The 21597-nt window shown below is 68.0% G+C and carries 20 protein-coding genes and 1 pseudogene; 10 read left to right on the top strand and 11 right to left on the bottom strand.

Features of this window, described 5'->3' with window-relative positions:
- Positions 1 to 2 precede the first annotated feature (2 nt).
- The 3 genes from lolD to BM252_RS23420 form a co-directional block, all read right to left on the bottom strand.
- On the bottom strand, positions 3 to 734 hold the full coding sequence (lolD, locus tag BM252_RS23430; protein ID WP_093390096.1) for a lipoprotein-releasing ABC transporter ATP-binding protein LolD: 732 nt from the start codon (positions 732 to 734) through the stop codon (positions 3 to 5).
- Positions 727 to 1992: a lipoprotein-releasing ABC transporter permease subunit gene (locus tag BM252_RS23425; protein ID WP_093390095.1), complete on the bottom strand. Its 1266-nt coding sequence runs from the start codon at positions 1990 to 1992 to the stop codon at positions 727 to 729. The genes lolD and BM252_RS23425 overlap by 8 nt, the downstream gene beginning before the upstream one ends.
- 170 nt (positions 1993 to 2162) lie before the next feature.
- On the bottom strand, positions 2163 to 2885 hold the full coding sequence (locus tag BM252_RS23420) for a PEP-CTERM sorting domain-containing protein (protein WP_093390094.1): 723 nt from the start codon (positions 2883 to 2885) through the stop codon (positions 2163 to 2165).
- A gap of 270 nt (positions 2886 to 3155) precedes the next feature.
- On the opposite strand from BM252_RS23420, the gene BM252_RS23415 reads away from it, so the two are divergent.
- Complete coding sequence (locus BM252_RS23415) at positions 3156 to 4232, top strand: hypothetical protein (protein WP_093390093.1); 1077 nt, start codon at positions 3156 to 3158, stop codon at positions 4230 to 4232.
- On the top strand, positions 4229 to 5923 hold the full coding sequence (gene recJ, locus BM252_RS23410) for a single-stranded-DNA-specific exonuclease RecJ (RefSeq protein ID WP_093390092.1): 1695 nt from the start codon (positions 4229 to 4231) through the stop codon (positions 5921 to 5923). Before BM252_RS23415 ends, recJ begins: the two co-directional genes overlap by 4 nt.
- A gap of 37 nt (positions 5924 to 5960) precedes the next feature.
- Here the strand turns inward: recJ and BM252_RS23405 are convergent, their stop codons facing one another.
- The 5 genes from BM252_RS23405 to BM252_RS23385 form a co-directional block, all read right to left on the bottom strand.
- Positions 5961 to 6515, bottom strand: coding sequence for a cytochrome b (locus tag BM252_RS23405; protein ID WP_093390091.1), 555 nt, complete (start codon positions 6513 to 6515; stop codon positions 5961 to 5963).
- A gap of 94 nt (positions 6516 to 6609) precedes the next feature.
- A complete protein-coding gene (locus BM252_RS23400; RefSeq protein WP_245774403.1) occupies positions 6610 to 7902 on the bottom strand; it encodes a TolC family protein in 1293 nt (430 codons plus the stop codon).
- Positions 7899 to 8219, bottom strand: coding sequence for a DUF3240 family protein (locus BM252_RS23395; RefSeq protein ID WP_093390089.1), 321 nt, complete (start codon positions 8217 to 8219; stop codon positions 7899 to 7901). Before BM252_RS23395 ends, BM252_RS23400 begins: the two co-directional genes overlap by 4 nt.
- Positions 8209 to 11301 carry an efflux RND transporter permease subunit gene (locus tag BM252_RS23390; RefSeq protein ID WP_093390088.1) on the bottom strand — a complete coding sequence of 1031 codons (3093 nt, stop codon included), beginning with the start codon at positions 11299 to 11301 and terminating at the stop codon, positions 8209 to 8211. Before BM252_RS23390 ends, BM252_RS23395 begins: the two co-directional genes overlap by 11 nt.
- Positions 11301 to 12545 carry an efflux RND transporter periplasmic adaptor subunit gene (locus BM252_RS23385; protein ID WP_245774402.1) on the bottom strand — a complete coding sequence of 415 codons (1245 nt, stop codon included), beginning with the start codon at positions 12543 to 12545 and terminating at the stop codon, positions 11301 to 11303. The genes BM252_RS23390 and BM252_RS23385 overlap by 1 nt, the downstream gene beginning before the upstream one ends.
- Positions 12546 to 12729: 184 nt before the next feature.
- On the opposite strand from BM252_RS23385, the gene BM252_RS23380 reads away from it, so the two are divergent.
- The 6 genes from BM252_RS23380 (at position 12730) to BM252_RS23355 (ending at position 17314) form a co-directional block, all read left to right on the top strand.
- Positions 12730 to 13413: a response regulator gene (locus BM252_RS23380; RefSeq protein WP_093390086.1), complete on the top strand. Its 684-nt coding sequence runs from the start codon at positions 12730 to 12732 to the stop codon at positions 13411 to 13413.
- On the top strand, positions 13410 to 14825 hold the full coding sequence (locus BM252_RS23375; protein WP_093390085.1) for an ATP-binding protein: 1416 nt from the start codon (positions 13410 to 13412) through the stop codon (positions 14823 to 14825). The genes BM252_RS23380 and BM252_RS23375 overlap by 4 nt, the downstream gene beginning before the upstream one ends.
- A 23-nt stretch (positions 14826 to 14848) precedes the next feature.
- Positions 14849 to 15286 carry an antitoxin Xre-like helix-turn-helix domain-containing protein gene (locus BM252_RS23370; RefSeq protein ID WP_093390084.1) on the top strand — a complete coding sequence of 146 codons (438 nt, stop codon included), beginning with the start codon at positions 14849 to 14851 and terminating at the stop codon, positions 15284 to 15286.
- A gap of 1 nt (position 15287) precedes the next feature.
- Positions 15288 to 15977: an RES family NAD+ phosphorylase gene (locus tag BM252_RS23365; RefSeq protein ID WP_093390083.1), complete on the top strand. Its 690-nt coding sequence runs from the start codon at positions 15288 to 15290 to the stop codon at positions 15975 to 15977.
- Between the two features lie 48 nt (positions 15978 to 16025).
- The gene (locus BM252_RS23360) at positions 16026 to 16346 is read left to right on the top strand and encodes a DUF2288 domain-containing protein (protein WP_093390082.1); all 321 of its coding nucleotides are present in this window, start codon (positions 16026 to 16028) and stop codon (positions 16344 to 16346) included.
- Between the two features lie 122 nt (positions 16347 to 16468).
- Complete coding sequence (locus BM252_RS23355; RefSeq protein ID WP_093390081.1) at positions 16469 to 17314, top strand: DUF817 domain-containing protein; 846 nt, start codon at positions 16469 to 16471, stop codon at positions 17312 to 17314.
- 41 nt (positions 17315 to 17355) lie between these two features.
- On the opposite strand, the gene BM252_RS23350 is transcribed toward BM252_RS23355, so the two are convergent.
- Positions 17356 to 17685 carry a hypothetical protein gene (locus BM252_RS23350; RefSeq protein ID WP_093390080.1) on the bottom strand — a complete coding sequence of 110 codons (330 nt, stop codon included), beginning with the start codon at positions 17683 to 17685 and terminating at the stop codon, positions 17356 to 17358.
- Positions 17686 to 17701: 16 nt separating this feature from the next.
- The gene (locus BM252_RS23345; RefSeq protein ID WP_139236699.1) at positions 17702 to 18043 is read right to left on the bottom strand and encodes a hypothetical protein; all 342 of its coding nucleotides are present in this window, start codon (positions 18041 to 18043) and stop codon (positions 17702 to 17704) included.
- 171 nt (positions 18044 to 18214) lie between these two features.
- On the opposite strand from BM252_RS23345, the gene BM252_RS23340 reads away from it, so the two are divergent.
- Positions 18215 to 18463, top strand: coding sequence for a DUF3297 family protein (locus BM252_RS23340; protein ID WP_093390078.1), 249 nt, complete (start codon positions 18215 to 18217; stop codon positions 18461 to 18463).
- Positions 18464 to 18513: 50 nt separating this feature from the next.
- Here BM252_RS23340 and BM252_RS23335 read toward each other — a convergent pair whose 3' ends face one another.
- On the bottom strand, positions 18514 to 19500 hold the full coding sequence (locus BM252_RS23335; RefSeq protein WP_093390077.1) for an Lnb N-terminal periplasmic domain-containing protein: 987 nt from the start codon (positions 19498 to 19500) through the stop codon (positions 18514 to 18516).
- Between the two features lie 519 nt (positions 19501 to 20019).
- On the opposite strand from BM252_RS23335, the pseudogene BM252_RS23330 reads away from it, so the two are divergent.
- A pseudogene (locus BM252_RS23330) lies at positions 20020 to 21492 on the top strand (ABC-F family ATP-binding cassette domain-containing protein); the annotation flags it as partial.
- Between the last annotated feature and the right edge of the window lie 105 nt (positions 21493 to 21597).

Below are 21597 nucleotides of genomic sequence, written 5' to 3'. Positions count from 1 at the left end.
GCTTACTCCTGGTACGGCCGCAGGCCCTCGTCGGTGAGCCGCAGGATACGGTCGCAACGGCGCGCCAGCTCGATGTCGTGGGTGACGATGACGAAGGCGGTGCCCAGCGTGCGCGACAGCTCCAGCATCAAATCGAAGATGGTCTGCGCGGTGGCGTGGTCGAGGTTGCCGGTCGGCTCGTCGGCCAGCACGCAGGCTGGCTGCGTCACCAGCGCGCGCGCCAGGGCGACGCGCTGGCGCTCGCCGCCGGACAGCTCGCCCGGCACGTGGGTGACGCGCTTGGCCAGGTTGACGCGGGCCAGGATCTGCTGCGCCACGCTGCTCGCCTCGCTGCGTTTGACGCGGCGTATCATCAGCGGCATGGCGACGTTGTCGAGCGCGGTGAACTCCGGCAGCAGGTGGTGGAACTGGTAGACGAAGCCGAGCGAGGCGTTGCGCAGGTCGCCGCGCGCCTTCTCGTTCAGGCTGGCGAAGTCCTGGCCCAACAGGGTGACGCTGCCGCGCGTCGGCGTGTCCAGCCCGCCGAGCAGGTGCAGCAGGGTCGACTTGCCGGAGCCGGAGGCGCCGACGATGGCGACGCGCTCGCCGCGCCGCACGTCGATGTCGATGCCGTTCAACACCTGTACCGAGTAGCTGCCCTGGGTGAAGGTCTTGCCCAGGCCACGGCAGGACAGCACCGGGGTGCTGGTGTCGAAGGCCGCCGAGGGCTTGGCCGATGCAGTCGGGTTACTCATAGCGCAGCGCCTCCGCAGGTTTGACGCGGGCGGCCCACCAGCTCGGGTAGATGGTGGCGACAAAGGCCAGCACCACGGCCACGCCGCCGATCTTGAACACGTCCGGCCAGCGCAGGTCGGACGGCACGGCGCTGATGTAGTAGATATCCTTCGACAAGAACTGCACTCCCAATAAATGTTCGATAAACGGCACGATCACGTCGACGTTGAGGGCGACCAGAACGCCGCCCGCCACGCCCAGCATGGTGCCCAAAATGCCCACCAGCGCGCCCTGGATCATGAAAATCTTCATGATCGAACGGGGCGAGGCGCCCAGCGTGCGCAGGATGGCGATGTCGGCCTGCTTGTCGGTCACCGTCATCACCAGCGTCGAGACGAGGTTGAAGGCGGCCACCGCGATGATCAAGGTGAGGATGATGAACATCATGCGCTTCTCGGTCTGTACGGCGGCGAACCAGTTGGCGTTGAGCTTGGACCAGTCGCGCATGATCAAATCGCCCGACATGCTGCGTTTCAGGTCCTGCGCCACCTGTGGCGCGCGGTGCATGTCGACCAGGCGCAGACGCAGGCCGGACGGCGCGTCCAGGCGCAGCAGTTTTTCCGCGTCGGTGATGTGGACGAAGGCCAGCGCCGAGTCGAACTCGTTATGGCCGGCCTCGAAGATGCCGGTGACGGTGAACGAGCGCATGCGCGGCAGCACGCCGGCCGGCGTGGCCTGGCCCTGGGCCAGCGCCAGGGTGACCTTCTCGCCCAGGTTGACGTGCAGCGCGCGCGCCAACTCGATGCCCAGCACGATGTTGTAGGAACCCGGCTGCAGCGCGTTGAAGCTGCCGCGCTTGACCTGCGAGGCGACGTCGGAGACGTTCGGTTCCTGCTCCGGCAGCACGCCACGGATGATGGTCGGGCGCAGCACGTCGTCGCGCACCAGCATGCCCTGGGTTTCGACGAAGGGCGCGGCGCCCTTCACCTCGGGGTTGCGGCGCGCCTCGGCGGCGGCGGCGATCCAGTTCGGCATGGCGCCACGGGCGTCGAAGACCTCGACGTGGGCCAGCACCGACAGCATGCGGTCGGTGACCTCCTTCTGGAAGCCGTTCATCACCGACAGCACGACGATCAGGGCCGCCACGCCCAGGCCGATGCCGGCCATGGAGATCAGCGAGATGAAGGAGATGAAGCTATTGCGGCCGCTGCGCCGGCCGGCGCGGGTGTAGCGCAGGCCGACCAGCCATTCGAACGGCAGATTCTGGATAATACTCATGGGCTCCGAAGACGGTGAAAACGTGTGAGCCCGCAGTGTGCCATATAAATAGCGTTTCATGCGCGAAACGCCGCGCGTTTGGTTTGCCGCGCCCAGCCGTCCGCCCATGAAAAACGGCCCCCGCAGGAGCCGTCGAGGGAAAGCGGCGCCGGCGCCGTTCCGTTGTGGACTTAAGCTTGCTGCTTGCGGCGGCGGGCGATCAGACCCATCAGGCCGATACCGCCCAGCAGCATGGCGTAGCTCGACGGTTCCGGCACGGCCGACACCGTCATGCCGCCCAGGTAGAACTGGTCGGCCTTCTTGCCGCCGAATTCGAAGGTGAACACCGAGCCGACCAGGTTTTCTGGCAGCAGCGAGCCGGCCAGATTGTATTCGACGCCGTTCAGCAGCAACGTGGCGCCCTTCTTCCAGGCGGTGTCGTGGCCGTCCGAGCGCAGGAAGGCGGCGTCGAGTTTGACCGGGCCGGCGAAGCTGAGCACCAGCTTTTCCTTGTTGGTGATGTTGTCGTCGCTACTGTCGCCGCTGGTGTGGTACACGCCCAGGCCGGCGCCGATCTGCTTGGCGAAGTTGTGGCCGTTCTCGCTGTCCTGCACCACCGAGGCGGTGGTCCACTTGTTCTGCGAGAAGTATTGGGCGGTCGCGGTCGCGGTGATGCCGTTGACGGTGTACTTCAGGTCGCCACCGAGGGCGGCCTTCTTGTTGTCGACGTTCGAGCTGCACAGGTCGGCGCCGGTGCAGGCGAAGTAGCCGCTGCTCGGCTCGGACGGCAGCAGGCCCGTGCTTTTACCCTTGACGTATTCCAGATCGGAGAAGTCGAAGAAGGCGGTAGCGGCGAAGGCTGGCAGGGTGGCAAACAGCAGGGTGGAGGCGGCGACGATTTTACTAAGCTTCATGGTGTATTCCAAAATGGTTATTTTTATCGAAGCAACTCGTGCTGCCCCGCTGGTATGGTGCCGGCGACCGCTGCATGTACCCCAGCGCTGGCCTGATCGAAAGAGATATCACTTCAATATCATCTGTTGCCGCAATTATACTTAGATTTTTAACGTGAGCCAACATTTATTGTGAAATACCAATTTTCATTTCCACAACGAAATATTCCAAGTGCCTTAAGGACGGGCCGCTGTCTTACGTTGCGGCAGCTATATCCACTACAATGCCGCATGAAGCAAATTACCCTCGCCCTGCCCTACGCCCTGCCGCCGGCCGAACTGGCCGCCGACCTCCAACGCGCCCTGCAAACCCCCGCCCTGGCCGCCCTGCTGTCGCGCACCGGCGCGCGCCACGTGCAAGCCTGCGACGCCGGCGCCCGCGTGCTGCCGCATGAATCCTGGCTGGCCGTCCAGCTGGGCCTGCGCGCCCAGCCGGCCGCGCCGGCCGACACCGACGCCGACGCCAGTGCGCCGCTGGCCGGCGCCGTCCTGCACGGCTACGGCCAGCCAGCGCAGGAAGGCCACTGGTTCATCGTCCACCCCATCCACGTGCAGATGGCGCGCACCCACCTGAGCCTGGCCGACCCGCGCGCCCTCGCGCTAGCCGACGATGACGCCCGCGTCCTGTTCGAGGCGGCCCAACCCTACTTCGCCGAGCTGGGCAAAGAGCTGCGCTACGGCGACGCCGGCACCTGGTTCCTGCGCGCCGACGACTGGGCCGGCCTGGCCACCAGTTCGCCCGACAGCGCCAGCAGCATGAACCTGAGCGACCTGATGCCGGAAGGGCCGAACGCGGTGGCCTTCCGCAAGCTGCAAAACGAGATCCAGATGCTGTGGTACGAGCACCCGGTCAACCAGGCGCGCCAGGCGCGCGGCCTGCCGCCGGTGAACTCCTTCTGGATCTGGGGCGGCGCCCCGGCGGCGGCCCAGCCGCAAACTGGCAGCACCGGCGCCGCCGGCGCGCTGGCGGTCAACGCCGGCCCGGCCTGGATGATGGCGCTGGCCCGGCCGGCGCTGCGCGACGTGGCCCTGGCCGAGCTGCTGCAGCAAGGCGGCGCGCAGGCCACCGTCGTTTGCGCCGCGCTGATCGAGCCGGGCATCGCCGGCGACTGGTCGCAATGGCTGGCGCGCATGCAGCAGCTCGAGCAGGACTGGTTCGCGCCGCTGCTGGCGGCGCTGCAAACGGGGCGCGTCGGCAGCGCCACGCTGATCCTCAACCACCGTGGCGCCAGCGCCGAATTCACCACCAGCAAACTCGCCCAGCGCAAGTTCTGGCACAAGCACACTCTGAAGAACCTCCTGCCATGACCCGCATCGCCACCCGCACCTACCCCTTCCGCGAATCCGAAATGCTGCGCCAGGGCGGCGTCCACCCCGTGCTGGCCCGGCTGTACGCGGCGCGCGGCCTGACCGACATGAAGGACCTGTCGAGCGAACTGGCGGCGATGATCCCGCCGGCCGGCCTGCTGCACATCGACGCGGCCGCCGTCTTCCTGGCCGACGCCATCGCCGCCAACAAGCGCATGTGCATCGTCGCCGACTACGACTGCGACGGCGCCACCGCCTGCGCCACCGCGCTGCGCGGCCTGCGCTCGATGGGCGCGACCATCGACTTCATCGTGCCCAACCGCTTCGAGTACGGCTACGGCCTGACGCCGGAGATCGTCGAACTGACCGCGCGCGAGAAGTCGCCCGACATCATCATCACCGTCGACAACGGCATCGCCAGCATCGATGGCGTGGCCGAGGCCAACCGGCGCGGCATCGAGGTGGTGGTGACCGACCACCACCTGCCGGCCGACACCCTGCCGGCCGCCCGCGTCATCGTCAACCCCAACCAGCCCGAGTGCGGCTTCCCGAGCAAGCACCTGGCCGGCGTCGGCGTGGTGTTCTACGTGCTGCTGGCGCTGCGCGCCGAGCTGCGCCGGCGCGGCGTGTTCGACGCCCAGAGCCAACCCAAGCTGGACCACCTGCTCGACCTGGTGGCGCTGGGCACCGTGGCCGACGTGGTGCGGCTCGACCCCAACAACCGGATTTTGGTGGCGCAGGGCCTCAAGCGCATGCGCGCCGGCCGCATGCACGCCGGCGTGGCCGCGTTGTTCCGCGTCGCCGGGCGCGAACCGCGCACCGCCAGCCCCTTCGACCTCGGCTTCGCGCTGGGGCCGCGGCTGAACGCCGCCGGCCGCCTGCAGGACATGTCGCTGGGGATCGAGTGTTTGGTCACCGACGACGAGGGCCGCGCCTGGGCGCTGGCCCAGCAACTCAACGAGATCAACCTGAAGCGGCGCGAGATCGAGGCCGAGATGCAGGACACCGCCCTGCTCCACCTCGACGAGTTCGAGCCGGCCGCCAGCAGCACCATCTGCGTCTTCGACGCGGCCTGGCACCAGGGCGTGATCGGCATCGTCGCCTCGCGCCTGAAGGAGAAGTTCTTCCGCCCGACCATCACCTTCGCGCCCGGCGCCGACGGCTGGATCAAGGGTTCCGGCCGCTCCATCCCCGGCTTCCACCTGCGCGACGCGCTCGACCTGGTGTCCAAGCGCGCGCCCAGCCTGATCGACAAGTTCGGCGGCCACGCCATGGCGGCCGGTCTGACCATCCGCGCCGAGGCCTTCGACGCCTTCGCCGAGGCCTTCGAGGCGGTCGGCCGCGCCTGGCTCAGCGAACAGCAGCTCGAACGCGTCATCGAAACCGACGGCCCGCTGGAGGAGGCCTACTACACCACCGACTTCATCGCCCTGATGGCCGGCCAAGTGTGGGGCCAGGGCTTCGCGCCGCCGGTGTTCTGCGACGAGTTCCGCGTCGTCAGCCAGCGCATTTTGAAGGAGCGCCACCTCAAGCTGCTGCTGGAGAAGAACGGCAGCCGCTTCGACGCCATCTGGTTCGGCCATGTCGACTCGGTCGGCGAGCGCGCCCGCGTCGCCTTCCGCCTCGACGCCAACGAGTACAACGGCGTCACCAAGGTGCAGCTGCTGGTGGAGCACGCCGAGCCGGCCTGACGCCGACGGCCAATGGCCGGCCGGCGGCGGCCGGCGTTCAGCCCATGCGCTGGAACACGCCGTCCTTGTCGACCAGCAGGTGCTTCAGGGCGGCCACCACGTGCAGCACGATCAGCGCCACCAAGACCCAGGCGATGACGCCGTGGGCGTCGAAATACTGCTCGGCCAGGTCGTGGTCCGGCACGAACCAGCGCGGCAAGGTCAGGCCGAAGAACACCAGGCCGCGCTTGCTCAAGGCCGCGCCGACGATGCCGGTCAGCGGCATCAGCACCATGCACAGGTAGAGCAGGCCGTGGGTCAGGCCGGACAGGCGCACCTGCCACGGCGTTACGTTGCCCGGCAGCGACGCCGGCCGATGGCCGAAGCGCCACAGCAGGCGCGCCGCGACCAACGCCGCCAGCACCAGGCCGAAGGACTTGTGCAGCATGAAGTAGACGGCGCTGCCGGGATCGTCCTCGATCTCCATCATGTACCAGCCCACGCCGATCAGCACGACGATCAACAGGGCCAGCAACCAGTGCAGCAAACGGGCCGGGGCGGCGTAGCGCCAGGCTGGCGCGGTGGGGTGTAAGGACGGTTTATATTGGTTCATCTTGGTTCTCCTGGGTTGATCCATTACTGTGGTGGCGCAGTTCGCGCCTACATGGTTCTGCCTTGGTGCTGGTGTTTTCAAATTGCAGAGTCGTTCAATCGATGGCCCAGATGGCGTGCGCGTCCAGCTGCACGCGGGCATAGGCGGCCAGCGCCTCGACCTGCGCCGTTTGCGCCGCCAACGCCGCGTCCAGCGCCTGGCGCCGGCTGCCCAGCGCGTCCATCAGCGTACATTCGCCGGCCTGGTAGGCCTTCATCATCAGCTCCGACTGGCGCCGCGCCTGCGTTTCGACCTCGCTGACAGTCTGCCATACCTGATAGCTGCGCGCGTTGTCGATCACCGCGCGTTGTGCCGCCGAGCGCACCCGCAGCCGGACCTGGTCGGCCCGTTCGCGCGCCATCGCCGCCTTCAGCGCGGCGCCGTCGCGGTCGGCGGCGCGGGCGGCGCCCGGCAGCGGTATCGACAAGGTCAGGCCGATCAGGCGTTCCTGCCCGGCCCGCTCGCGCGCCGCGCGCAGCGCTAGCGTCGGATCGGGCATGCGGTCGCTGCTCTGGCGGCTGGCGCGCAGCGTGTACAACGCCACCTCGGCCTCGGCCAGCTCGAGCTCGTGGTTGTCGTGCAGGATGCGCTCACGCCAGTAGTCGGCGCCCTCCACCGGCGCCGGCGGCAGCGGCAAACGGCTGGCGTCGGGCGCCGGCAGGCCGACGTAGTTCTGCTCCAACTGGGCCAGCGCCTGTTCCTGCCGTTGGCGCGCCTGCAGCACCAGCGCGGCGACGCGCTGGTGCTCGGTGTCGGCCTGCAGCTGCTCCAGGCGGGCGCCGTCGCCGGCCAGCACCCGCTTCGCCGCGACGCGCCGCAGCTGCTCCGTCACCGCCAACTGCTCATCCAACCGCGCCACGGCGGCCTGCTCGCGCAGCGCGTCGAACCAGTCCTTCATCAGCGCGCGGCCGGCCTCGTGCCAGGCGTCGGCGTGCATCGCCTCGGCCACCAACACGCCCTGCGCGCCGATGGCCTGGTCCTGCCCGGCCTTGCCGAACCAGCGCACGGTGCGCTCCAGCGCCAGCTCCTGCTCCTGGAAGCGCTCGCCGCCCTCGACCCTGCGCTGGTTGACGCTGGCGCGCGCCGTCCATTCGTAGGGTCCGGCTTGCAGGCGCGTCTTGTCGACGCCGGCCAGCTGGGACTGGAGGGTGCCGAGGCGCAGCTGCGGCAGGCTTTCCAGCGCGCGCCGCACCAGCGGTTCCGGCGGCAGCACGGCCAGCGCGCCCGACGCTGGGCTAGTGGCGGTGGACGCGGCGGCAGGCGCGCTGGCGGCGGCCATCGCGCTGGGCGACTGTGACGCGCCCAGCGCCAGCAGCATCGCCAGCAGCAGTTTGTTAGACGTACTCATGCCAGCCTCCCGAAGTCCAGCAAGGGCGCCATCCAATAGGCCACGTCGGGGTTGCGGATCTCGCCGGCCAGCTCGTCGAGCAGGCCGCGCAGGTCGGCCTGCACGCCGGCGATCAACACCAGCTTGCGCCGGCTGCGGCCCTGCACCTTTTCCATGGTCGACTGCAGCGAGGCGCCGCGCCCCATGCCTTGGGCGTCGACCACCGAAAAGCCGCCGGCCCAGGCCGGGCGCAGCAGCAGGAAGTCGAGCACGTCCTCCTCCAGCGAGACGGGAATCGCCAGCGTTAGCATGGCGTCGTATTTTTTATCATTGCTCATGCGAGCCTCCGCTAAGGGATGGGGCGCTTGGCGCTACGCCAAAACGCCGGAACAGGATAGGCAGCAGCACCAGCGTCAGCAAGGTGGCGCTGAGCAGGCCGCCGATGACCACGATGGCCAGCGGCTTCTGGATCTCCGAGCCGGGGCCGCTGGCCAGCAGCAGCGGCACCAGGCCCAGGCCGGTGATACAGGCGGTCATCATCACCGGCCGTAGGCGGCGCAACGCGCCCTGCGTCACCACCTCGCCCAGCGCCATGCCGCGCGCCACCAACTGGTTGAAGCAGGTGATCATCACCAGGCCGTTCAGCACGGCGATGCCCATCAGCGCGATGAAGCCGACCGAGGCTGGCACCGACAGGTATTCGCCGCTGACGGCCAGCGCCACCACACCGCCGATCAGCGCGAACGGTATGTTGACGAACACCAGCAGCGCCTGGCGGATGCTGTGCAGCGTGCTGAACAACAGCAGGAAGATCAGCGCCAGCGCCACCGGCACCACCAGCGCCAGCCGGGCGGCGGCGCGTTGCTGGTTCTCGAACTGGCCGCCCCAGCTGACCCGGTAACCGACCGGCAGCTTGATTTGGCGCGCCACGCCGGCCTTGGCCTCGTCGACAAAGCCGACCAGGTCGCGGCCGCGCACGTTGGCGCGCACCACCACCAGCCGCGAGCCGTTCTCGCGCTCGACCTTGACCGGGCCGTCGACATGGCGCAGGCTGGCCAGCTGCGACAGCGCGACGGCGCCGCCGTCGGCCAGCGGAAGGCGCAGCTGCTCGAACAACTCGGCCGACAATTGCAGGCTGTCGTCGCCGCGCAGCAGCAGCGGCAGGCGCCGCCCGCCCTCCACCACCACGCCGGCGACGCGGCCCTCGACCAGCGTGCGCAGGTCGGCCTGCACCTGCTCCACGCTCAGGCCCAGGCGGCCGGCGGCGACGCGGTCGACGTCGACCTGCAAGTACTGCACGCCGGCGTTCTTCACCGTCAGCACGTCCTCGCTGCCGGGAATGGCCTGCAACAGCTTGAGCACCTGCTCGGCCAGGCCGCCCAGCACCTGGTTGTCCGGCCCGTAGATCTTCACGGCCAGGTCGCCGCGCACGCCGGACAGCATCTCCGAGGTGCGCATCTCGATCGGCTGGGTGAAGCTCAGGTTTACGCCGGGGAAGCTGGCGGTGGCCACGCGCAGCGCCTCGATCAGCGCCTCCTTGTCCTTGCTGCGCCATTCGGCGCGCGGCTTGAGCACCAGGAAGGTGTCGGTCTCGTTGAGGCCCATCGGGTCCAGCCCCAGCTCGTCCGAGCCGAGCCGGGCGACGATGCGGCGCACGTCCGGCACCTGTTCGAGGATGCGGCGCTGGATCGCCTGGTCGAGCCGGGCCGACTCGGCCAGGTTCACCGAGGGCAGCTTCTCGATCTGCATGATGATGTCGCCCTCGTCGAGCGTCGGCATGAAGGACTTGCCGACATAGAGGAACAGGCCGACCGACAGCAGCAGCGCCGCCACCGCCACCGCGCCGACGCCGCGCGGGCGCAGCAGGGCCCAATCCAGCAGGCGGGCGTAGCCGGCCTCGAGCCGGCGCACCAGCCACGGCGCCGGGCCGTGCTGGTCCTTCAGCAGCAGCGAGGCCAGCACCGGGATCACCGTCAGCGACAGCAGCAGCGACGAGGCGAGCGCGAAGATGATGGTCAGCGCCACCGGCGCGAACAGCTTGCCCTCCAGCCCCTGCAGCGACAGCAGCGGCAGGAACACGATCATAATCACCAGCATGCCGGCGGTGACCGGCACGGCCACCTCGCGCACCGCGCGGTAGATCACGTGCAGGCGCGACATGCCCGGCTGCGCGCCGGTGCCGTGCGCCTCGATGTTCTCGACCACCACCACGGCGGCGTCGACCAGCATGCCGATGGCGATCGCCAAGCCGCCCAGCGACATCAGGTTGGCGCTCAGGCCGAAGGCGTTCATCAGCACGAAGGTGCCCAACGCGGCCAGCGGCAGGATGCAGGCCACCACCAGCGCCGAGCGCAGGTTGCCGAGGAACAGATACAACAGCACCACCACCAGCAGCGTCGCCTCGCCCAGCGCCTTGGTGACGGTGGAGACGGCGCGCTCGACCAGGTTGCCGCGGTCGTAGAAGGGGCTGATGGTGGTCCCGGCCGGCAGAGTTGGCGCCATCTCGTGCAGGCGCGCGCGGATCTGGTCGACCACCTTCTGCGCGTTGGCGCCGCGCATGGCCAGCACCAGCGCCTCGACCGCCTCGCCCTTGCCGTCCTGCGTCACCGCGCCGTAGCGGGTCAGCTGGCCGATGCGCACCGTGGCCACCTGGCCGACCGTGACCGCCACGCCGTCGCGGCTGGCCACGGCGATGGCGCGCACGTCGTCCAGCGTGTGGATGCTGCCGTCGCTGCGGATCAGCAGCGACTCCTCGCCGCTGCCCAGGCGGCCGGCGCCGTCGCTGCGGTTGTTGGCCTCGAGCGCCTGCTGCAGCTGGGCCAGCGAAACGCGCCGCGCCGCCAGCGCCGCCAAGTCGGGCACCACCTCGAAGCTCTTCACCTGGCCGCCCAGCGAGTTGACGTCGGCCACGCCGGGGATGTTGCGCAGCTGCGGGCGGATGGTCCATTCGAGCAGCGTGCGCTTCTCCATCAAGCTGAGCGGCCCCTCGATGGTGAACATGAAGATCTCGCCGAGCGGCGTGGTGATCGGCGCCAGGCCGCCGCTTACCGAGGCCGGCAGGTCCTTGAGCACGTTGGCCAGCCGCTCGCTGACCTGCTGGCGCGCCCAGAACACGTCGGTGCCGTCCTGGAAGTCCAGCGTGATGTCGGCGATCGCGTACTTCGACTGCGAGCGCAGCACCACCTGGCGCGGAATGCCCAGCAGCTCCTGCTCGATCGGCGCGACGATGCGCGCCTCCACCTCCTCCGGCGTCATGCCGGGCGCCTTCATGATCAACTTAACCTGGGTGCTGGAGACGTCGGGGAAGGCGTCGATCGGCAGCTCGTTGAAGGCCTGCACGCCGGCACCTATCATCAGCACGGTCAGCACCAGCACCAGCAGGCGCTGCGACAGCGACAGCGCGATCAGTCGGGCCAACATCACTTGCCTCCCGTCGGCGCGGCAGTCTTGGCGGCGGGCTCGGCGCCGGCCTCGGCACCCAATCCGGCCCAAATACCCTTCAGGGCGACGATGCCGCGCACCGCCACCGGCTCGCCCGCCGTCAGCGCGCCCTGCGTCCAGACCATGTCGGCGCCGGCCGCTGCGGCGCGCACCGGCACCACGGCGAAGCCCGCGCCGCGCTTGACGAAGACGAAGGTCTCCGCGCCGCGCCGCACCACCGCTGCCGCCGGCAGCGCCACGGCGCCGGCCTGCGCAGCCGTGCCAGCTACGCCTGACGCGCCAGCAACGCCGGTGGCGCCACTACTGCCGGACGCGGCGACGCTGGATGCGGCGGCGGCCGCGCCGCGCAGCAAGCGCGCCTCGACATAGGCGTTGATCTTCAGGCAGGCGTCGCGTTCGGTCTGCTCGGCCCGCACCAGCGCGCTCTGGTTGGCGCCGTTGACCACCGGCGAAATGGCGATCACCCGCAGCTTGCCGCAGCCCTTGGCCTGCAACAGGTCGCCGACACGGATCAGCGCCAGTTGTTGGCGCGAGGCCTGCAGCTCGACCCACAGCGGGCCGTCGCGGCCGATGCGTGCCAGCTCGGCGCCCGCCTCGATCCGCTGGCCGGGGCTGACCGGCAGCTCCAGCACCGTCCCGGCGTATTGCGCCCGCACGGTCAGCACAGGCGACAGCGGTCGGCCGGCCCTTAGCGCGCCGATTGCCGCAGGGTCCAAACCGGCGGCGCGCAGCGCCTGGCGCCGCTCGTCCGCCGCCAAACCGGCCAACTGGGCGGCGCTGCGGCTCTCCTCCAAGCGCGCGGCGGCGATGATGCCGTCGCCGAACAGCGCCTCGTCGCGCGCCAGCTTGGCGCCGGCCAGGCGGGCCTGGGCCGCCAGTTGTAGATACTCACGCTGCAGCTCCAGCCACGGCTGGCTGAACAGGGTCAGCAGTGGCGCGCCGGCGGCCACCCGCTGCAGGCTGGCCACGTGCACCTGCTGCACCACGCCGCCCAGCGCGCTGCTGGCCAGCGCCAGTGCGGTGCCCGGCGCCACCACGGTGCCGGCCAGGTACTGGTCGTTGCCGGCCGCCTCGACGCCGGCGGCCGGCAACGCGGCCAGCGCCGGCGTGGTGGCGATGCCGGCCCTGGCGATCTGCGCGGGATTGACGCGCAACTGCTCCGGCGTGGCCGGCGCGGCCGCCGCCGTCGTCAACAAACCTGCCAACAGCAGAAGCAGGGGCACGCGGTGCAAACGGCGCCGGCTAAGGCAAGCGCTGGGGCAGCGGTTAAGATACGGATTGGATGGCGACATGGCGCGGCGCTTTGCAAGAGTGGTCAATGGCGCCGATGGTGGAATCAAGACATTAAGAAGTTCTTAACAACTGCCGCCTACCATACTATCCAATCAAACCGCCAAGGAGCCGGACGTGCGCATACTGCTGACCGAGGACGATCCCCAACTGGGACGGGCCACCCAGATCGGCCTGGAGCAGGCCGGCTACGCGGTCGACTGGGTGCAGTCGGCCGAAAGCGCGCACACGGCGGTGCGCCTGCACCGCTACGCCTGCGTGCTGCTCGACCTGGGCCTGCCCGGCCAGGACGGCATGCAGGCCTTGGACCAGCTGCGCCGCAACGGCTACGACGGCGCCATCCTGATCGTCACCGCGCGCGACCAGATCCCCGACCGCATCGCCGGCCTCGACGGCGGCGCCGACGACTTCATCATCAAGCCCTTCGACCTCGACGAGCTGGCCGCGCGCGTGCGCAGCGCCTGCCGCCGCGCCGCCGGCCGCCTGCGCGAGCAGCTGGTGCACGGCGACATCGTCATCGACGTGGCCGACCGCCAGGTGCAACAGGCCGGCCAACCAGTGCCGCTGACCAGCAAGGAGTTCAGCATCCTGCTGATGCTGATCGAGCAGCGCGGCCGCGTGCTCAGCCGCGAGCAGCTGGAGGAAAGCCTGTACGGCTGGGGCGAGGAGGTCGAGAGCAACGCCGTCCAGGTGCATATCCACCACCTGCGCCGCAAGCTGGGCAAGGCGCTGATCCGCACCGTCCACGCGGTCGGCTACAGCATCGACAAGCCGGCCGCCGGCGCCGCCAGCGCCGCATGAGCGCCCGCGCCGCGCCCTGGTCGCTGCGCCGCACCCTGCTGGCCTGGCTGCTCGGCCTGACCCTGGCGCTGTGGGGCTTGAGCGCCCTCATCGTCTACCTCGAGGCAGACCGCGAAAGCCAGGAGCTGTTCGACCAGTCGCTGGCCGAGACGGCCCACCTGCTGCTGTCGCTGGCCGACCACGAGGTGCAGGAGCACGCCGCCGGCACGCCGCTGGCGATGGCCGTGCCGGACAACCGCAACCACCGCCAATACCTACTGTTCCAGATCTGGAGCGCCGAGCCGCGCCTGCTGTACAAGAACGTCGGCGCGCCCGACGCCGCCTTCGCCCCGCCCGCCGCCACCGGCTTCGGCTGGGCCAACGTCGACGGCGCGCGCTGGCGCGTCTACACCAGCTGGAACGACAGCCACCGCCTGCAGATCCAGCTGGCCGAGCCGCTGCGCCACCGCAAGGACATCAGCAGCCGCTTCGCCTACAAGCTGCTCGGCTTCGCCCTGCTGCTGGCGGTGCTGGCCACGCTGACGATACGCTGGAGCGTCAACCGCGCCTTCCGCGCGCTGCGCCGCCTGGCCGACGAGGTGTCGCGCCGCACGCCCAACGACCTGGCCGAGGTCGGCCTGGCCGGCGCGCCCGACGAGGTGCATCCGCTGCTGCTGGCCATCAACCGCCTGTTCGAGCGGGTGCGCCGCACCATGGAACACGAGCAGCGCTTCACCGCCGACGCCGCGCACGAGCTGCGCACGCCGCTGGCGGCCATCAAGACCAACCTGCAGGTGATCCAGCGCGCCCGCAGCGAGGCCGAGCGCGACGAGTTCATCGGCGGCCTCGGCGTCAGCGTCGACCGCGCCGGCCGCCTGGTCGACCAGCTGTTGACATTGTCGCGCCTCGACCCGCAGTACCGCCCGGCCGACGACCTGGCCGAGCACGACCTGGCCGCCGTGCTGGCCGGCCAGCTGCCGGCCTGGCAAGCGGAAGCCGAGCGGCGCCGGATCACCCTTCAAACCGAGCTGCAAGCGGCGCCTTGCCGCATCAGCCAGGCCGGCGTGCAGATCCTGGCCCGCAACCTGGTCGACAACGCACTGCGCTACACGCCGGCCGGCGGCACGGTGCGGCTGTCCTGCGGCCGCGACGGCAGCCAAGTCTGCCTGCGCGTCGCCGACAACGGCCCCGGCATCGCCCCTGCCATGCGCGAACGCGTCTTCGAGCGCTTCTTCCGCCTGGCCGACGCCAAGCAGCCCGGCAGCGGCCTGGGCCTGTCCATCGTCGAGCGCATCGCCGAGGCCCACGGCGCCAGCGTGCAACTGGGCGCGGGCCTGGACGGCGCCGGCCTAGGGGTCGAGGTGCGCTTCCCGGCCGCCGCCGACGCCAACACCACCGCGGACGTTTGCCTTCCATCCCGAAAAGGAGTATAACTATTCCATAAACGGAGGGAACCATGAACCTTGCCTACGCCTATCCCAAAAGTCGCTTCGAGCCAACCGTGCTGGTGGACCTGAACGCCAAGGCCGAGCGCGAGCGCCTGTCGAAGTCCGCGCTGATCGGCTTTTTCAAGCTGGCGGCGGCCTGGAAGCTGCGCGACGACGACGCCCGCGAGCTGCTCGGCGGCCTGTCCAGCAGCGCCTTCTACGAGTGGAAAAAGAACCCCGACCGCGTGCTTGAGGTCGACCGCATCACCCGCATCTCCTACCTGCTCGGCATCTACAAGGCGCTGCACATCCTGTACGGCGACCAGCTGGCCGACGAGTGGATCAACCTGCCCAACAAGAACGTGATCTTCGCCGGCCGCACGCCGCTGGCCAACATGCTGGCCGGCGGCCTGCTGGCCATGCAGACCGTGCGCAAGCTGCTCGACGCCCGCCGCGGAGGACTCTGACTTGCCGCTCAGCCCGATTCCGCCGCTGACCCTGCTGCGCCAGATCGACACCTGCCGCCTGTTGCCGTCGCGCTTCGCCGACGTCGCCGACTCGGTGCTGGCCCCGCTGGCCGAGGACGAGGCCCACCTGCGCGACCTGTTCGACCTGGACAACGCCACCAACGAGCGCCTGCGCGCCCAGTACGGCGGCAGTGCCGGCATCGGCGTCGACGAGCTGGTGTTCGGCCTGCCCAACTTCCGCATCATCAACGCCGCCTTCACCTACGCCCGCCCCGAGGGCAGCCGCTTCAACGACGGCGAACGGGGCGCCTGGTACTGCGCCTTCGACGCCGACACCGCGCTGGCCGAGGTGATCTTCCACAAGACCGTCGAATACGCCGAAATCGACCGCTTCGACGACAGCGTGCCCTACCAGCTGATGCTGGCCGACTTCAGCGCCAGCTTCCACGACCTGCGCGGCCAGGCCCGCTTCCAGCACTGCCTGGACCCGGCCAGCTACGTCGGCTCGCAGCAGCTGGCCGGCCTGCTGCTCGACGGCGGCTCGATGGGCGTGGTGTTCCCCAGCGTGCGCCGGCCCGGCGGCACCAACCTGGCCTGCTTCCGCCCCGCGCTGGTGGGCAATGTTCGCAAAGACAAGGTGTATCGGTTAACATGGGCGGGTTCGCCGACGCCGCGCGTCGACATCGTCTGAGCGCGCCCGCCGCAGCCGGCACTTTTTTGACCATTTTTCGATCCATTTATGCAGACCAAGCCAGAAAACGACACCGACCTCCGCCTCAAGATCAACAGCGAAACGGCGCGCCTGCCCTGGACCGAGCTGCTCAAGCACTTCGCCTCCGGCAGCGTGGTGTGGGTCGCCAACAGCCTCGACCTGGTCGACGTCGCCGTGCGCATCTCGCACGACGACAAGGCCAACATCAGCCAGTGGATGACCGCCGGCCTGCTCGGCAAGGTCACCGACCAGCAGGCCGAAGCCTGGCTGGCCGCCGACGCCACGCTATGGGCGGCGGTGGTCCATCCCTTCATCCTGGTGCAGGAAGAAAAGCCCAAGGTCCACTAGGCCAGGACAGCAATACCATTACCGATATCGAAAAGGTATGTTTAATACCCGTTTCGATATCGACTCCTCACCCTGGCCGTCCGCACACTGGCTGCGCGCCGGCCCCAGTCCCGCCCCCATTCATGTTCCTGCCAGCCCTGGACCAGCATTTGCTGCGCAACACCCCCTATCCGCAACTGAGCGGATGGCAACGTTTCATCACAGAATTCCTATATTTCGGCGTCAAGCAGGCCCGCGCCTGCCTGTTCGTCGGCCTGTTCTTCGGCGCCGTGATCCTGCTGCCGCGCACCGGCCTGTTCGGCCTGCCGCGCTACGACGCCCTGCTGATCGCCGCCGTCGGCATCCAGCTGTGGATGGTCTGGGCCGGGCTGGAGACCTGGGACGAGCTGAAGGCCGTCAGCCTGTTCCACTTGGTCGGCTTCGCGCTGGAGGTGTTCAAGGTGTCGTCCGGCATCCAGTCGTGGAGCTACCCGGACTTCGCCTACAGCAAGGTGATGGGTGTGCCACTGTTTTCCGGCTTCATGTACGCCGCCGTCGGCAGCTACATCATCCAGGCCTGGCGCCTGCAGGACCTGCGCATCCGCCACCATCCGCCGTACTGGATGGCGATCTCAATCGCCGTGCTGATCTACGCCAACTTCTTCAGCCACCACTACATCGGCGACTACCGCTGGTATCTGGCCGCCTGCGCGCTGGGTCTGTACGCCCGCACCAGCGTGATCTTCCGCCCGCTCGACCGCGACCGCGTCATGCCGCTGCCGCTGGCCTTTGTACTGATCGGCTTCTTCATCTGGCTGGCCGAGAACATCAGCACCTTCTGGGGCGTGTGGCGCTACCCCAACCAGCTGGGCGCCTGGTCGGCCGTCCACGTGAGCAAGTGGAGCTCCTGGTCGCTGCTGGTCATCATGACCTTCACCATCGTCGCCAACCTCAAACACATCAAGGCGCGCATCCATGTGCCTGATTGACGCGGTCAAAGCAAGTTTTCGGATTATGTTGCCGACATGCTTTACTGGTTGGGACTAACCGGCTGCTGGGCCGAGGCACCCAAGCGCGTGGCCGTTTTGATAATCAGGCCTTGCAACAGGGCAGGTGAACTGACTCCGACCTGGAACGCAAGAATGGCACTCATCTTATCGCCATTGAGAATATAGACACTCGCCATCACGAATGCGAGGCCGGGCAATGCCAGCAGTAGGAAAGCGAAAGCCGCAGCATACTTCAGCCAAGGAAGCTTATCCTGCGGAGCGCGGTTGAAATGCGACGCGACATGAAAACCGAACAATACAAAGCCTCCGACAACAGCGATACACAATAGATCAACGTTGTCGCTCAGCAAGGCAATTCGTTCGGCACTAGTTGTCAATCGCTACCCTATTCGAGGAGAAGAAATCGATGAACTTTTCCTTAAAACTCGCCTCGCTGACAAAGCGCTCTTTCGTCGTCAGCAACGCGCGACCATCGTTGGCTCTAACCGGGGCGATCTTCACGGCAGATACTAGCTGCGGGTCAGTCTTTAGCGCGTCAATGACGAGGCGCGGTTCGACGTTTGCTGCAGCGGCAATGCCTGTGATGGTACGGCTGCTGAACCTCTCGTCGTTGAGCGCAAGCAAAATACGCGCGCGGAGCTCAGCCGTTGTCGGCACGATGGGCGCTGTGATCATGCCATCAGGCTCTCCATTCTTTATCGCAACCATACGCCCTCCTCGCTAGGCCTAGTCCATCAACGAGTGTACATCGGATGCCAAACTATGCAAATTCGCCGTTCAACTCCCGCACAAGCATTTGATGCCTGACAAGGATCGCAAATTCGCCAGGAAACGTTAGACCGTTGTATTGATTGGTTTTCTAGGGGATAATTGCACCCCATGAACGATACCACCACACTCCCCCCATTGCCCGACCGCCTGTCGATCGACCCGCGCAGCCCTTTCCACCTGCCTAGCGCCTTCGAACGCGAAGTGGCCATCAAACTGAACGACAAAGAGCGTTTGGACGTCGAAGAATATTGCATCAGCGAAGGCTGGATTCGCGTGCCCGCCGGCAAGGCGCTGGACCGCAAGGGCCAACCTATGCTGATCAAACTGAAGGGCAAGGTCGAAGCCTTCTACCGCTAAGCCGTCCGCAACACCGTCACCTCACCACTCCGGCCCGCCGCCCTCGGGCGTCAGCGCCGGATGCTCGCCGAAAAATCCCCCGACTTGTCCGCCGCGCGCGCCTTTGCCGTGATGTGTGCCGTCTCGCGCAATTGGGCGAACTCGCCCGCACCGGCCAGCGCGCCGATGTCGAACAGATAACGATCCAGATAACCCGAGGCCAGCAGCCGCCAGTCGAACGGCAGGCCGGGATCGATGCGCCGCGCCATCTCGAAGACGATGGTGGTGCAGTTGGCCGTCAGCGTGTTGTAGAAGCGCGGCGCGCGCTGCAGCTCGGCGCCCTCGTCCAGATAGGCCAGGAACAGCGAGCGCATCGCCGCCGGCGCCATCTTCACCCGGTACAAGTACATGTCCTCGCCGCGCACGTTGGTGCGCACGCGCAGGATGTCGCGCTCGTCGGCCGCCACCAGCACCGTCTCGTAGCGCTTGAAAAAGCCGGCCAGGGCCGAGAAGCTCTCGCTGCGCTCCTTGCGGATCTCGATGGAAAAGGTGATGTAGCGGCCGTCGTCGAAGCCGAACGACACCAGCGTGTGGGCGATGGCCGGCCCCATCCAGTAGGACAGCGCCACGTCCACCGAGCGCAGCCGGTCCAGATCGTAGCGCCGCTGTTCCCAGCGCTGGGTGAAGTCGGCGTCGCCGCGCCAGTCGAAATTGCGCACCTGGTCGAGCGTGACGACGCTGCCGTCGACCTTGCCGCCGACCATGCGGGCGACGTCGGCGGCCCAGCCCCGTTGCCGCGCCGGCGCAATGGTGGCCCACCACGCCAACAGCAAAGCGAACGCCAGCAACCAGGGCAACAAGGCGCGCGCCCGGCGACTGCGCCACCAGCAGACCAGCGTCGCCACGCCGCTTGCCGCCCACACGGCCAGCACCGCCCAGCGCAGCGCCTCGCCGCCGGGCAGCTGGAACCACAAGGCCAGCGCGCCCCAGCCGGTCGACAACAACAGCAACAAAGAGCCCAGGACCGTCGCCACACCGCGGAGTATGCTTTTTTTCATGCGCAGATTATAGGGGCTGGACGGCCGCCGCCGGACAAGGGCACACCGCGCTGGCATTCACGTTAAGTTTCGTGTAACCTTGCCGCAGAACCAACCACCGCCCGGCGCACGCCATGAAAAACCAGTAAATTGCGACTCAGCTGATTGACCGACCGCCATCGTGGCAACACGCGGCGCGGCGCGCGCCATGACGGCCCCGCAATCCCCCTCCCGGCAGCCCACGCTGCCACCCCGTATCGAGTAGCACCACGACGTCCGCCGCGATGGCCGGGGCCGCTTCCCGATCCGCACCACTGCACCGGCACCACCCGTTCGTCCGCCTCATTCGGCAGAGCCAATCCGTCACGCCCGGCCATCGCCGAGCCGAGGCCTCGCAGCGGCGCGCCGACATTGCCACCGACCCGAGATTGCGCAAAACCTATGCATACCACCACCTCCATCGCCACCTACAACGCCAGCTACCGCATCGACGGCACGGCGGTGAACATCGACGACTTCACCCATACCTTCTACCAACGCAAGATCGGCATCATCGGCGACAACGGCAGCGGCAAGAGCACCCTGCTCAAGATGCTGGCCGGCCGGCTGTTGCCGCAGTCCGGCTCAGTCGCTCTGTCGGCCAGCATTTGCTACTGCCCGCAGGACCACCAGGGCTTCGACGCGGAAACGGTGGCCGGCATCCTCGGCGTGGCCGACAAGATCGGCGCGCTGCGGCGCATTGCCGGCGGCGGCCTGGCGCAGGCCGACTTCGACCTGCTCAACGACGACTGGGACGTCGAACGCAACCTGCGCCTGCGGCTGGAGCAGTACGACTTGGCCGGGCTGGAGATGGAGCGCCCCTTCGGCGCGCTGAGCGCCGGCCAGAAAACCCGTCTGCTGCTGGTGCGCGCCATCCTCAGCAAGGCCGATTTCCTGCTGTTCGACGAGCCGACCAACAACCTCGACATCCAAGCCCGGCAGAACCTCTACGATTTCGTCGCCGGCACGGAGACGGGGCTGCTGATGGTCAGCCACGACCGCAAGCTGCTGCGCCACTGCGACGAGATCATCGAACTGAGCGGCATGGGCGTCAAGGTCTACGGCGGCGACTTCGACGACTACGCCGAGCAGAAGGAACTCCAGGACAAGGCCGTCGAGCGGCAGTACGAGGACGCCAAGCAAGACTGCAAGAAAGCCCAGCGCGCCGCGCAGCAGGCGCTGGAGGCCTTCGACAAGAAGAGCTCGGTCGGCCGCAAGCTGTTTCTCGACGGCAAAATCGACCGCATCTCGGCCAACGGCAAGCGCGGCCGCGCCGAAAAGACCTTCGGCCGCATGAGCAATCTGGAGGAGCGCATGCTGGCCTCGGCCGGCAGCCGCCTCGACAACGCCAAGCAATTGCGCGAGGTCAAGGAGGCGATCCATGTCGCCCTGCCCAAGACTTCTGTGCCGAACGGCAAGGTCGTGCTGGCGGTCGAGGCCCTCGGCTACCGCCATCCGGGCGCCGGGCAAGCCTTGTTCGACGGGCTGGACTTGACGATGGTCGGGCCGGAGCGGGTCGCCCTGGTCGGCCGCAACGGCGTCGGCAAGAGCACCCTCCTCAAGCTGATCTGCGCCGAGCTGGCGCCGACGCGGGGCACGGCGACGATAGGCGTGGCGCGATGGAGCTATCTGAGCCAGGACATCGGCATGCTGCGGCCCGGGCAGACCGTGCTGGAAAATTTCCAGCGCATCAACGCCGACCTGTCGCACCACGACTGTCACCACGCCCTGGCGCAGTTCAAGTTCCGCAACAAGGACGCGCAAAAGCTGGCCGGCCAGCTCAGCGGCGGCGAACGGATACGCGCCGGCCTGGCCTGCGTGCTACTGTCGAGCACGCCGCCGCAGTTGCTGCTGCTCGACGAGCCGACCAACCACCTGGACCTGGCCAGCCTGGTGGCGCTGGAGGACATCCTCAATCAGTACGAGGGCGCGCTGCTGCTGGTGTCGCACGACGCCACCTTCCTCGAGCGTGTCAAGGTGGGACGGCAGGTAGAGTTGGCGGCGGCATAGTCAAGCCGGCCTTGCCGGGGTATGATTGCGCCATCCGCCTGCGCAGGCATTTCGATACGAAAATGCACG

Source organism: Rugamonas rubra (assembly GCF_900114705.1).
Taxonomy (GTDB): Bacteria; Pseudomonadota; Gammaproteobacteria; order Burkholderiales; family Burkholderiaceae_D; genus Rugamonas; species Rugamonas rubra.
Note: the sequence above shows the minus strand (reverse complement) of the source record. Positions and strands in the feature narration are given on the sequence as shown.